Genomic DNA, 12795 nt, shown 5'->3' on the forward strand with positions numbered 1-12795 from the left:
CTCACGCGAAAGGGAATCCCCGCACATGAATGCGACCCTCCTCGGTCGATACCTGGGCGCCTTCGGGCTCCTGCTGCTGCTGTCGAGCCCCTTCACCCTCTTCGTCACCTCCGGCAACCCCATTGCCGCGGGTGTGAAGGCGACTGTGGGCCTCGCGCTGCTCGGCGTGTACCTGGCGACGAACCTGAAGCACTTCGGCAAGCTCGCCTCGCACCGCTCCAGCCTCTTCTTCCTGCGCACGGGACTCACCGTGTTCGCCGCCCTGCTCGCGCTGGTGGCGCTCAACTACGTCGCCTTCCAGAAGAGTCCTCGCTGGGATTTGACGAAGGGGCGCATCCACACGCTGGCGCCGCAGACGCTCGCCACGCTGGAGGCCCTGCCAGAGAAGGTCCTCGCCATTGGCTTCGTGCCTCCGACGCACGAGTCCTACGGCCTGTTGGACACGCTGTTCCAGCGCTACCGCGCGCAGGCGCCGGAGCACTTCGAGTACACGTTCAAGGACGCGCGCCGCAGCCCGGACCTGGCCGCGAAGTACCAGCTCAAGGAGGGTCAGGCGAGCGTGGTGCTGGTGCGTGGCGAGGCGCACACGACGCTGCAGGCCGTCTCCGAGCAGGACCTGACCAACGCGCTCATCAAGCTGAACGCGGTGGGCACGCAGCGGGTGTACTTCGTCACCGGCCACGGTGAGTGGCCGTTGGCCAAGGACGAAGCGGCCCCGAATGACCCGGGCGCCACCATGTCCGAGCTGCGTAGGCAGCTGCTCCAGGAGGGTTACGGCGCGGAGGCCATGTACCTGGCGGGCGCGACGGACGTGCCCCGGGATGCCTCGCTGGTCATCATCGCGGGTGCCCGCGCGCGCTTCACGACGCCGGAGGTGGAGGTGCTGCGCAAGTACCTCGCGGGCGGCGGCAGGCTGCTCTACTTCACGGACGCGGGGCTGGAGGACGGTCTGGGCGGGCTGCTGGCCGAGTACGGCATCCAGCTCGACGAGGGCATCGCCGCCGACGCGCAGTTCAACAGCGGCAATCCCTACGTGGTGCTCTCACGGTTCTACAGCAACCACGCGATGGTGCTCCCGCTGCGGCAGCGCGGGCTGAACGTGGAGCTGCCCACGCCGCGCAGCCTCACGCTGCTGCGCGAGGGATTCGCGGAAGGCGTGCGCGTGGAGCCCGTGGTGCACACCTCTCAGTACGGCTGGGTGGAGACGAAGCCGGAAGAGAACGCGGTCCCCTCCGATGGCGAAAAGACGGGCCAGCTCACGCTGGTGGCCGCCATCGTCCGCGACACGAAGAACGCCGCCAACAAGCGCTTCGACGAGGCGCGACTCGTGGTGATGGGTGACGCGGAGCTGCTGTTGGATCCGAACTGGGGCCATGAGCCCAACCGCAACCTCGTGATGAACGCGCTGGGCTGGGCCTCCAATCAGGTGACCAAGGTCACCCTGCGCCCCCCGGACCGCGAGGTGTCGACGCTGGAGCTGGACGCGGACGACATGGACCACATCCGCTTCATCTCCACCGACCTGCTCCCCCTCACCATGATGGGTCTGGGACTGGCCATCTGGCTGACCCGGCGGAACAAGTGAGCGCCACGGGCAAGGGACTCGTGACGGTGGCGGTCCTCGCGCTGGGCGCGGGAGGACTGACCTTGTCCGCGTGCTCCGACGGCACCTCGCGGCGAGGCTCCGAGACCCCGGCGGTGTCAGAGAAACTGTTCGCCCCGCCGTCCGGCGCGACACAGGGGGCGAAGGCCGCCGCGCCCGTGTTCACTCGCATCACCGTGCGGGCCCAGGGCGACACCACGGAGCTGGCGCGCGAGCCGGATGGCGCGTGGCAACTCGTCGCTCCCGTGAAGGCACGCGCGGAGGCCGCCGCGGTGGAGGCCCTGCTGGAGACGCTGGGGAGCACCGCGTCGAGCCCCCTGGTGAACGACGCGCCCACCGACGCCGACCTGGAGAAGTACGGCCTCAAGTCGCCCGTCTTCAGCGTGACAGCGCATGCCTTCCTGCCAGACGCGAGCGGTGGAGGCGAAGACGTCCCGAGCCGCCAGCACACGGTGACGCTGCATGGGGGCGTCGAGAACACCTTCGACGGGTCCGTGTACGTGCGTCGTGACGGGGACTCGAAGGTCTACGCGGCCCAGGGTTCGGTGCGGTGGAGCCTGGACAAGGACACCTTCGCGCTGCGCTCGAAGGAGCTGCTCGGCGGACTGGAAGCGACTGCGCTCGCGTCCATCGAGGTGCGGGCCCAGGAGCGAAGCTACGTGCTGCAGCACGAGACGGGCACGACGAAGTGGCGCCTGACGAAACCCGTGGCCGAGCGCGCGGACGAGGCTCGGGTGGCGACATTGTTGAAAAACTTGAAGGAGCACCGGGCGCTCGCCTTCCCCCCGGACTCCGCGCAGACGCGAAAGAAGCTGGGACTGGAGTCGCCGCTCGTCGATGCGCGCTTCACTCCGCTCTCGGGCGAGCCCGTGCGCATCCGACTCGCCCAGGTGATGGAGGACGGCACTCCGCGCATCCACGCGCTGCGGGAGCAGGGCCCAGACGCGGTGCTGGCCGAGGTGTCGGACGGCGCGCTCACGGTGCTCGACGTGGACGTCCACGAACTGAAGGACAAGCACGTGCTGAGCTTCCGGCGCGAGGACGTGCGACGCGTGGTGTTCCACCCTGGCGGAGGCGCGGCCCCCATCATCCTGGTCAACGCCTCGGAGACGGATGGCGGCACGGAGTCGTGGCGGGTGGAGTCACCGAAGCAAGGCAAGGCCCAGCACTTCCGCGTCGTCTCCCTGCTGCGCGCGATGGGCGCACTGAAGGCCACGAGCTTCGGAGACGCAAAGCCTCGAAGCTGGGCGAAGTACGGCATCGACGAGGCCTCACGCGGCGCGGTGCTGCTGGGCGCGGATGGACGCGAGCTGGCGCGACTGTGGCTGGGCGGCGACGTGCCCGACTCGTCGGGCTTGAGCTATGTGCGGGGTTCGGGGCCCGAGGTGATGGAGGTCTCCATCGAAGGACTCGTGCTGCCGGTGCGGGCTGAAGACCTGATGGAAGGCGCCCCCGCACCGGAGCCCACGGAAGCACGCGGTCCGTGAGGATGAGCCCGCGCCTGCTGTGACAATTCACGACCCTCCGTAGGTGACGCGACGCGGTGCCGCGTTTGACGCGCCACCCGTGCGCATTCGCGTGGGCCCTCCCTCTGAAGATTGTGAAAGGGCCTGACATTCTCTGGCAGTGCTTTGTGCTTTCCTCCCTGGCCGCCACTCCCTACCTTCCAAGGCACACTCGCAGACGTTTCGCGGAGGCTGGGTCATGATGAGCACGGCGGAAAACCCTCTTGGACTGAATGGCTTCGAGTTCGTGGAGTTCACGAGCCCCGCCCCCGAGGCAATGGTGAAGCTGGTGGAGATGCTGGGGTTCACCGCCTTCTCCAAGCACCCGAGCAAGGACCTGGTTCGCTACAAGCAGGGTGATATCAACCTGCTCATCAGCCGGGAGACCACGGGCCAGGCCGCCGAGTTCCGCGCCGCCCACGGCCCGTCCGCCAACGCGATGGCCTTCCGCGTGGCCAATGCCCGCACCGCTTACGAGATGGCGCTGGAGCGCGGCGCCATCCCGGCCGACCCCGCCGCCAGCTCCCTGGGCGAGGGCTTCTATGTCCTCCAGGGCATCGGTGGCAGCCTGCTGTATCTCATCGACCGCCACGGTCCGAGCGGCACCATCTACGACTCGTGGACCCAGATTCCCGGCGCCGTCGAGGCCGAGGCCCGCAACAGCGTGGGCCTGGAGTCGCTGGACCACCTGACGCACAACGTGCGCCGGGGTGAGATGCGGACGTGGTCGTCCTTCTACAACCGCATCTTCGGCTTCACCGAGCAGAAGTACTTCGACATCAAGGGCCAGGCCACGGGCCTGTTCAGCCAGGCGATGATTGCGCCGGACCGCGCCATCCGGATTCCGCTCAACGAGAGCCAGGACGAGAAGTCGCAGATCGAGGAGTTCATCCGCGAGTACAAGGGCGAGGGCATCCAGCACCTGGCCCTGGCCACGCAGGACATCTACAGCACCGTCGAGAAGCTGCGCGCTCGCGGCGTGGACCTCCAGGACACCATCGAGACCTACTACGACCTGGTCGACTCGCGCGTCCCCAACCACGGCGAGGACCTGGAGCGCATGCGGAAGAACCGCATCCTCATCGACGGCAATCAGCAGGAAGGCCTGCTGCTGCAGATCTTCACCGAGAACCTGTTCGGGCCCATCTTCTTCGAGATCATCCAGCGCAAGGGCAACGAGGGCTTCGGCAACGGCAACTTCCAGGCGCTGTTCGAGTCCATCGAGCTGGATCAGATCCGCCGCGGCGTCATCAAGGTCGACAAGACCCGGAAGTAGTCTCCGGCCCGACTTCGGAGGAGCGACACGGTGACTCTCGAGAATCGAACCGCGGTACCTCCGAAGAGCGGGCTCCGACAGGCGCCCGGTGACTATCTCTCCGGCTTTGGCAATGAGTTCGCCACGGAGGCCGTCCCGGGTGCCCTGCCCGTGGGGCGCAACTCGCCGCAGCGCGCCCCGTTCGGGCTCTACGCGGAGCAGCTCTCCGGCACGGCCTTCACGGTGGCGCGCCGGGAGAACAAGCGCTCGTGGCTGTATCGGCTGCGGCCCAGCGCCAACCATCCCGCGTACAAGGTCCATCCCCAGGGCCTGTTGCGCGGTGGTCCGTTCGACGAGGTCCCGCCCACGCCCAACCGCCTGCGCTGGAGTCCCCAGCCGGCGCCGACCGCGCCCACCGACTTTGTCGAGGGCCTGGTCACCTACGCGGGCAATGGAGACCCAGGCACGGGGGCGGGCATCGCCATCCACCTGTACCTCGCCAACCGGTCGATGACGGACAAGGTGTTCTACGACGCCGACGGCGAGCTGCTCATCGTTCCGCAGGCCGGGCGGCTGACGCTCGTGACGGAGCTGGGCGTGCTGGACCTGCGGCCCGGCGAGATGGGCGTGGTGCCCCGGGGCGTGCGCTTCCGGGCGGAGCTGCCCGAAGGGCCGGTGTCGGGCTACATCTGTGAGAACCACGGCGCCCTCTTCCGCCTGCCAGACCTGGGGCCCATCGGCTCCAACGGGCTGGCGAACGCGCGCGACTTCCTGACGCCCGTGGCCGCCTTCGAGGACGTGGACCGCCCGACGCTGGTCGTCCAGAAGTTCCAGGGGCGCCTGTGGGCGTCCCAGTTCGACCACTCCCCGCTCGACGTGGTGGCGTGGCACGGGAATCTGGCGCCGTACAAGTATGACCTGTCGCGGTTCAACACCATCGGCACGGTGAGCTACGACCATCCGGACCCGTCCATCTTCACGGTGCTGACCTCGCCCAGCGAGTCACCGGGCACGGCCAACTGCGACTTCGTCATCTTCCCGCCCCGGTGGATGGTGGCGGAGAACACGTTCCGGCCGCCGTGGTTCCACCGCAACGTGATGAGCGAGTTCATGGGGCTGGTGCAGGGTGTCTATGACGCGAAGGCCGGAGGCTTTGCTCCGGGCGGCGCGTCCCTGCACAACTGCATGAGCGGCCACGGTCCGGACCGGGCGAGCTACGAGCAGGCCCTCCGCGCGGACCTGAAGCCGCACAAGATTCAGGACACGCTCGCGTTCATGTTCGAGTCCCGGTGGACCATCCGCCCCACGCGCTTCGCGGTGGAGACGCCGGCGATGCAGTTGGACTACGACGACTGCTGGGCCGGGTTCGAGAAGGCCCGACTGCCTTGAGCCTGCCTCCAAGGCAGCGCGTCTGGACGACGCCCTCCGACGTCGAGCTCTGCCCGGTGGACTCGCTGGAGGACCCGGGCTCGCGCAACATCGTGCTCCAGATTGGCGAGGCGTTCTTCCACGGCTTCCTCGTGCGCAAGGGCACCCAGGTCCACGGCTATGTGGACCGGTGCCCCCACGCCGGGCTCCCGCTGGCGCGCGTGTTGGACCGCTACCTGACGCCGGACAAGCAGCTCATCGTCTGCGCGTGGCACGGCGCCCTGTTCCAACCCGACGACGGGAAGTGCGTCGGCGGCCCGTGCAGCGGTGCGTCGCTGACGTCCTGGCCCGTGAAGGTGGAAGCCGGGATGGTCGTCACCGCCTGAGTCCGGCTCACACTTCCAGCAGCACGTAGCGCTGGTCGGGCGTGTGCCGGGCCAGCAGGGGCATGGCCACGTTGAAGACGGGGATGCCGTTCTTCGTCTTGCCCTGGAGCGCGCCGTGGTGCGCGTGTCCGTGGAACACCGCCTCCGCGCCGTAGTGATCAATGGGCATCGCCAGCCGGCTCGTCCCGAGGAAGGGGCGGATCTCGATGTTCTCCCCCTCCAGCGTCTCCGGGATGGGGGAGTAATGCATGATGATGATCTTCCTCGGCGTGTCGAGGTGGCTCAGCGCCGCCTCCAGCTTCAGCGACTCCGTCACCGCCTCCTGCACGAAGCCCTTGGTCTGCGCCTCGCCGAAGGCCTGCAACGTCGCGTTGCCATAGCCGCCGCCAAAGCCCTTCACGCCAGCCACGCCGAGCACCTTCTCGAAGATGAAGTGGTCCCCATCGAGGATGTGGATGCCCACCTTCGCGAGCTCCGCGCAGATGTCCTTCACCTGGCCGTGCTCGTAGTCGTGATTGCCGAGCACCGCCGCGCACGGCACCCGCAGCGCGGACAGCTCCTCGGCGAGCACCTTGCCCTCCTCGAGCATGCCGCGGTCCGTGAGGTCCCCACACAGCACCAGCAGGTCCGCCGTGGCGTTCACCTGCTTGACGAGGTGGCGAAAGCGTCCGTGCTGGTCCTCCCGGCAGTGCAGGTCACCGACTGCCGCCAATCGAATTTTCGAGCTCGGATCCCTCGCCACGCTCGCCCCCCTGCTGTCGTTCGTTTTCGTCCCAGGCCCGCCCGTCCCTGAACCCCCAGTGGTGGATGTCCACGTGGTAGTTCACCTTGGAGACGAGGTTGCCGCGACACAGCTTCTCCTCCCAGCGCCCCTCGCGGATGCTGTCCAGCGTGCGGCGCATCAACTCCGCCATCACCCACTCCGGCACCAGGTCCCTCTCGGAGGGATAGGCGAAGCGGAACATCATCAGGTGACTGAGCAGCACTTCCCAGTACCGGTCGAACCGGCGCATCAGCCGGTCCCAGTCCATGACGTGGCCCGCCTTGAGGATGAGGTGGTTGACGTCCGCGCCGTCGTAGCGCTCGCGCTCGACGACGAAGGCCTTGGACCAGATCATCTCCTCGGCGGGCGCCACCAGACACTCGTGCCCGAAGACGGTGGCCGTCTTGGCGAATTGGAACCACTCGTCGTCGACCACCGCCACGCCGTTGCCGGACGAGAAGATGAAGTCGACGAAGTAGTCACCCTTGAAGGCCTTGTAGAGCCACACCTCGTCGGTGCGCTCGGTGCGCCAGCCGTCCTTCTCCAGCACCTGGAGCGCCCGGAGCGCGTCCGCCTTGCGGGGGAACAGGTCCAGGTCCTTCGTGTCCCGGTAGATGCCGGTATAGGTGGCGTATGCGTACGCACCTCCCACCACGAAGGGCACCCCCGCGTCGCGCAACAGCCCCACGGCCCGTGCGCGGGCGTTGATTTCATCCGCCGTGCGCTCCCGTTCCGCGAGCGAGGCGTCCGTGCCCATCTCCCCGGGATGGTTGGGGTGTCGTTTTTCCATGGGCGAAAGGTAGGGACGGTGCATTTCCGCCGTCCGAAGGCCGGGTGAAGTCGCCCGAGGGGCGTCCGAGCGACCTCCAACCCCCTGGAATCCCAGCGCATTTCAGAACCAGGCAGGCGTGCTTTCTGTTTTTCGGCGGGGCTGTGTCCATTGAGGCGAACACGCTGCTGCACGGCCCGCCGGGGGCCATCCGAAAGGTAGAAGGACCATGCTGCGCAAGAGCCTGCTGTGCGCCTCCCTGTTGCTCGCCGGTTGCGATCCTGACTCGAAGCAGGACGCCGATTCGTTCCGCGAGGGACTTCCCTCCAAGCAGATGGTGGAAGTGGCCTCGCCCGGCCCGGACGGTCAGGGACTGACCGCGGCCTCCGCCGAGAACCAGACGTCGGAGTACTACGTGCTCACCGTGGCCGCCGCCGCGAGCATCAACGGTGGGACGCTGGGAGTGCTCGGCCTCATCGAGGCCATCGTCAAGCACCCGCCGTCCTCCATCCAGGGCGACGTCGCGGTGTGGGGTCCGCACACGGAGGCCCTGAGCCCCATCACCTGGAAGCTGACCGTCACGCGCACCGATGACGACACCTACGGGTGGGTGCTGGCGGCCAAGGCGAAGATCGAGCCCGACACGAACTTCAAGACGGTGCTGGCCGGCTCGCACACGGCGGCGGTCGATGATGATGGCGAGCGCCGCTCCGGCTATGGCTCCGGACAGTTCCTCATCGACTGGGAGAAGAACAACTCCCTGCCTGGCAACGAGGGCGAGACGGGCGTGGCGACGATGGAGATTCGCTACGCGCGCACGGCCCCGAACGCGGTGGCCTCCGTGGAGGCGGACTTCCAGGTGGATGCCGGCGGAGGCACGCTGGCGAGCGCGAACTATCGCTTCAAGCAGGCCCCGGGCACCGGGGGCGAGCTGGACTACGTCGTGAAGCAGAACATCGACGTGGACCCGACGCGCTCGAAGCTGGAGAAGCTGTCCATCAAGAGCCGCTGGGAGCGCACGGGCCTCGGTCGCTCGGACATCAAGCTGTCGGGCGGAGACCTGTTCGGCGAGGCCACCATCAACGAGTGCTGGGACAGCAACTTCCGAAGCGCCTACCACGCGGTCAGCTACAACCCGGCCATCGGCTACGGGACGGTGAGCGCCTGCGGCAGCTTCAGCACGGCGGTCTACTCCACGCTGTGAGCCGGCTCGCGGTAGTCTGCGGCGCGTGACAGGAACGCGCCAGCCGGCCCTCAGGGTCATCCAGGGGGGTCCCCAGCAGGACCGGCGGGACTTCCTGCGCGACCTTTACACGCGGTACGGCGGCAGCGTGATGGGACGCTGCCGCTACCTGTTGAAGGACGCGGCGAGGGCGGAGGACGCGATGCACGACGTGTTCGCCCGAGCGCTTGTCCACGCGGACGACTTCCGCGCGGATGCCTCGCCGCTGACGTGGTTGATGAAGATCGCCACGCACCACTGTCTCAACCAGCTCCGCTCGGAGCGGGCGGGCTGGAGGCAGTGGTTCGAGCGGGACGCGGCCGCGCGCCCGGAAGCCCATGGGGGTCCGGGAGAGATGGAGACGCGGGACCTGGTGCGCCGGCTGCTGTCCCGGGTGGATGCGGAGACGCAGGCGGCGGTGGTGCACTACCACGTGGATGGGATGACGTTGGAAGAGGTGGCGGCGTTGCTGGGGCGCTCGGTGCCCACGATTCGCAAGCGGCTGGAGCACTTCGCCGCGCTGGGTGGAGAGGAGCTGAGGGTTCGATGAGCGCGCACGAGTCGGAGTGGACACTGCGACGCCTGAGGGCCGGTGAGCTGGGCTCGCCCGAGGCCACCCGCGCGCGCGCCCACGCGGCGAGCTGCGACACGTGTGGCGCCGTGCTGAGCGGCCTCGAGTCGAACCAGGCCCGCTTCGAAGCAGCGCTTCCCTTCGAGCGCTTCGAGCTGGGAGTGCAGCGCGCGTTGGAGCGACAGCAGCGGCGTGACGCGCTGAAGCCCTCCCCCCGGCGCTGGCTCGCTCCGACGGTGGCGCTGGCCGCGTCGGTGCTGATGGTGGTGCTGGCCCGGCCGCTGCTGAATCAGGGTCCGGGTTGGGACCGGGGCAAGGGCGGCGCGGACATCGCGGAGCTGCGCATCGGCGGAGGTCCTGGGCCCCAGCGCGAGGTGAAGCCGGAGGCTCCCGAGGCCCTGGAACCGGGTGAGCGGGTGATGCTGGGCTACAAGGCGGGCACCCACCGCTACGTGGCCGCCGTGTCCGTGGATGCCATCGGCGAGGTGACGGCGCTGCATCCGGAGTCCGGCGCGAGCGCCCCCGTGGAGTCCGGCGAGGACGTGCACTGGCTGCAAGGGAGCTGGGAGTTCACCGGCTCCGGGGCCGAGCGCGTGGTGCTGGTGCTCGGGGATGAACCGTTCACGGTGGAGTCGGTGGTGGAGGCGACCCGTCGTGCGTTCACGGCGGCGAACGGCGAGGTGGAGCGGATGTCCCAGCTCGACGTGCCGGGTGCGCAGACGCACTGGGTGCTGTTCAAGCCATGAGCCCTCCCCTGCTTCCTTCCTGGCGCGCGCTGGCCGCCCTCCTCGTGCTCGGTGCCTCGGCCGCGCATGCGGACAGCTTGCGCCGCTTCGCGCTGGTGGCAGGCAACGACGAGGGCGGCGACGAGACGCGGCCCCTGCGCTTCGCACAGGACGACGCGCGGAAGATGCACGGCCTGCTGGCGCGCCTGGGCGGTGTCGCGCCCGGCGACGCGATGCTGCTGCTCAACGAGTCCTCGAAGGACTTCCTCGCGGCGCTGACGCAGTTGGAGGCCCGAGCGAAGGAGGCTCGGGCGCGAGGTGAGCGCACGGCGCTGCTCGTCTACTACTCCGGCCACGCGAAGGACGGCACGCTGCGCCTGGGCAACACGCGGCTGGGCTTCGAAGACCTCAAGCAGCGGCTGTCGAACGCGCCCGCGGATATCCGCATCGCGATTCTCGACTCGTGCCGCTCTGGCGCGCTGACGCGCACCAAGGGCGCGCGACGGGCACCTGCCTTCGAAATCGAGTCCGGCGCGGCGCGCGATGCGCGGGGCCTGGTCATCCTCACCTCCAGTTCGGCGGACGAGGACTCGCAGGAGTCGGACGCGCTGCGCGGCAGCTACTTCTCGCACCATCTGGCCAGTGGCCTGCTGGGTGACGCGGATCGCAGCGGTGACGGACGCGTGACGCTGTTCGAGGCGTACTCGCATGCCTACGCCCGCACGGTGGCGGACACGGCGGCCAGCAGCGGGGGCGCTCAGCATCCGACGTTCAGCTACGACCTCGCCGGCAACGGGGACCTGGTGCTGACGGACCTGCGCGCGGGCGGCGACGGGCTGGTGGTGCCAGGGCTCGCGCCCGCGGGCATGTATTACTTCGTGGACCCGGGCGGCATGGTGGTGGCGGAGCTGGACAAGACGCCCGACGTGGAGCGCCGCGTGGCGCTCGCGCCCGGCACGTACCGCGTGAAGCGAAGGCTGTCGGACCGGCTGCGCATCGGCGAAGTGGAAGTGTCCCGGGGACGGCAGGTGGTGCTGGAAGAGGCGCGGCTGCGAGACGCGCCGTTCTCGGACGACCCGGTGAAGGGCGCGGCGCCGGAGGGCGGAGCGTGGTGGACGGTGGGCGTGTCCGGTGGCGTGCAGTCCTTCTTCGATGCGCCCACGCGCCAGTCGCTGTTCCTGTCGGTGGGCATGCTGGGCGCGGAGGCGCAGCTTCACGACTACTTCCGCCGCGACTGGGTGTGGGGCGTGGACGTGGCGGTGGGCGGGAAACAGGCGCTGCTGGCGTTGCCGACCCTGAGTGGACCGCCCTACAAGTATTCGGTGACGAGCCTGGGCACGACCCTCACGTCCGAGTGGCCGCGAGGCACCGTGGCGCCCTTCGTGGGCGCGCGCATGGCGTATCTGGTGATGCGCCGCGACTTCGAGGAAGCGACGTACCCGGACCAGAAGTACGCGATGTTCTCCCCGGGCCTGGTGGCGGGCCTGCGGTGGCAACCCCTGCGGCGCCTGCACGTGACGGGACGCGCGCGGCTCCACTACCTCCTCTACACCGTGGATGAGCAACGCTCGCTGGGCTTCTGGGAGCTGGGCGCGCTCGTCACGTATCAGCCTTGAGGGAGCGTTCGATGCGACACCTGGTGCCCATCTGTCTGTGTCTGGCCCTGGCCGCATGTGGCGGCGACTTCTCCAACGACGACCTGGAGTTCCTCAACGCCTTCCCCCGGCGCGAGGACCTGACGGCGTCGATGCCGGGGAAGACCCAAGGCGAAGCCTGGGGCGCACGTGTGGCCAGCAAGTCCGCGCAGCAGGCGGGACGGTTGGGGGACTCGTCGGGCATCGTCGGCGACACGGACGAGACGGGCCTGCGCTTCAACCAAGCGGTGGACGGAATCCTCTCCTCGCTGGAGGCCATCCAGCAGTACACGCCCACGAAGCGAGAGCCGGACCGTCGGGTGTGGGGGCCCATCCCGGGGCGCAACGACATGAAGTTCGACACGCGCTTCGTGATGACGCGTGAAGGGGAGCGGTTCGACTACCAGCTCCAGTACCGGGACGTCGGTGAGGGCGAGGACGCGTGGTGGAGCTTCATGTCGGGCTCCTTCCAGGCCAATGGCGGCGTCCGCAAGGGAGAGGGCAGCCTCATCATGGACCTGAAGCGGGCCCGGGAAGAGCGCTTCCTGGACATCCCCTTCCTGGACCGCGAGGAGATCCACTACCAGACGCGGAAGCTCCCCACGCGGGTGGAGCTGGTGTTCGTCAGCAACGTGCCCACCCTGCTGCCTTCGCGCTACATCTACCGCGAGGCGGAGGGGGACCTGGCGGAGATGACCTTCCAGATCCTCGACACCGACTTCGTCCAGGGCGGACTGCGCGAAGACGTGGCCCTCACCACGCGCTGGGCACCGGACGGCCGGGGGACGGGCATCCTGGAGATCATCAAGGGCGACATCCTGGGCGCCAAATACACCGAGTGCTGGGACGCGCAGGGCCGCGTGACGTTCATCTCCCGGAGCTGGGACTTCCTCAACCCCACCGAGGGCCTGCGCAGCTCCTGCCCGGACATGTCCGCGCTGGACCGGTAACCGGCCAACCCTCCGAGCGGAAGCGCGCGGGACACCCTGGGCCG

12 protein-coding genes are annotated in these 12795 nt (G+C 68.6%); 10 read left to right on the top strand and 2 right to left on the bottom strand.

Features of this window, described 5'->3' with window-relative positions:
* The first annotated feature begins 25 nt into the window (after nucleotides 1–25).
* From HUA78_RS00335 to HUA78_RS00355, 5 genes are all read left to right on the top strand, one after another.
* The gene (locus HUA78_RS00335) at nucleotides 26–1585 is read left to right on the top strand and encodes a Gldg family protein (protein WP_174475431.1); all 1560 of its coding nucleotides are present in this window, start codon (nucleotides 26–28) and stop codon (nucleotides 1583–1585) included.
* Nucleotides 1582–3090, top strand: a complete 1509-nt coding sequence (locus tag HUA78_RS00340) for a DUF4340 domain-containing protein (RefSeq protein WP_174453605.1) — start codon at nucleotides 1582–1584, stop codon at nucleotides 3088–3090. Before HUA78_RS00335 ends, HUA78_RS00340 begins: the two co-directional genes overlap by 4 nt.
* A 217-nt stretch (nucleotides 3091–3307) precedes the next feature.
* The gene (gene hppD / locus HUA78_RS00345) at nucleotides 3308–4384 is read left to right on the top strand and encodes a 4-hydroxyphenylpyruvate dioxygenase (RefSeq protein ID WP_174453604.1); all 1077 of its coding nucleotides are present in this window, start codon (nucleotides 3308–3310) and stop codon (nucleotides 4382–4384) included.
* Between the two features lie 30 nt (nucleotides 4385–4414).
* Nucleotides 4415–5752, top strand: a complete 1338-nt coding sequence (gene hmgA, locus HUA78_RS00350; RefSeq protein ID WP_174453603.1) for a homogentisate 1,2-dioxygenase — start codon at nucleotides 4415–4417, stop codon at nucleotides 5750–5752.
* Nucleotides 5749–6117, top strand: a complete 369-nt coding sequence (locus HUA78_RS00355) for a Rieske (2Fe-2S) protein (RefSeq protein ID WP_141644820.1) — start codon at nucleotides 5749–5751, stop codon at nucleotides 6115–6117. The genes hmgA and HUA78_RS00355 overlap by 4 nt, the downstream gene beginning before the upstream one ends.
* A 7-nt stretch (nucleotides 6118–6124) precedes the next feature.
* On the opposite strand, the gene HUA78_RS00360 is transcribed toward HUA78_RS00355, so the two are convergent.
* On the bottom strand, nucleotides 6125–6829 hold the full coding sequence (locus HUA78_RS00360) for a metallophosphoesterase (RefSeq protein WP_141644819.1): 705 nt from the start codon (nucleotides 6827–6829) through the stop codon (nucleotides 6125–6127).
* Nucleotides 6813–7670, bottom strand: a complete 858-nt coding sequence (locus HUA78_RS00365; RefSeq protein ID WP_371745463.1) for a nucleotidyltransferase — start codon at nucleotides 7668–7670, stop codon at nucleotides 6813–6815. Before HUA78_RS00365 ends, HUA78_RS00360 begins: the two co-directional genes overlap by 17 nt.
* Nucleotides 7671–7878: 208 nt before the next feature.
* On the opposite strand from HUA78_RS00365, the gene HUA78_RS00370 reads away from it, so the two are divergent.
* Genes HUA78_RS00370 through HUA78_RS00390 form a run of 5 tightly spaced genes read left to right on the top strand, consistent with a single transcriptional unit; the run spans nucleotide 7879 to nucleotide 12751 of the window.
* Nucleotides 7879–8853 (top strand): hypothetical protein, encoded by a 975-nt coding sequence (locus tag HUA78_RS00370; RefSeq protein ID WP_141644817.1) that lies wholly within the window; start codon nucleotides 7879–7881, stop codon nucleotides 8851–8853.
* Between the two features lie 25 nt (nucleotides 8854–8878).
* Nucleotides 8879–9421, top strand: a complete 543-nt coding sequence (locus tag HUA78_RS00375; protein WP_174453602.1) for a sigma-70 family RNA polymerase sigma factor — start codon at nucleotides 8879–8881, stop codon at nucleotides 9419–9421.
* Complete coding sequence (locus tag HUA78_RS00380; protein WP_174475432.1) at nucleotides 9418–10188, top strand: ACP synthase; 771 nt, start codon at nucleotides 9418–9420, stop codon at nucleotides 10186–10188. Before HUA78_RS00375 ends, HUA78_RS00380 begins: the two co-directional genes overlap by 4 nt.
* Nucleotides 10185–11783, top strand: coding sequence for a caspase family protein (locus tag HUA78_RS00385; protein WP_174453600.1), 1599 nt, complete (start codon nucleotides 10185–10187; stop codon nucleotides 11781–11783). The genes HUA78_RS00380 and HUA78_RS00385 overlap by 4 nt, the downstream gene beginning before the upstream one ends.
* Before the next feature lie 11 nt (nucleotides 11784–11794).
* On the top strand, nucleotides 11795–12751 hold the full coding sequence (locus HUA78_RS00390) for a hypothetical protein (RefSeq protein ID WP_174453599.1): 957 nt from the start codon (nucleotides 11795–11797) through the stop codon (nucleotides 12749–12751).
* Nucleotides 12752–12795 lie beyond the last annotated feature (44 nt).

The organism is Myxococcus sp. CA033 (genome assembly GCF_013336625.1).
Lineage (GTDB): Bacteria > Myxococcota > Myxococcia > Myxococcales > Myxococcaceae > Myxococcus > Myxococcus llanfairpwllgwyngyllgogerychwyrndrobwllllantysiliogogogochensis.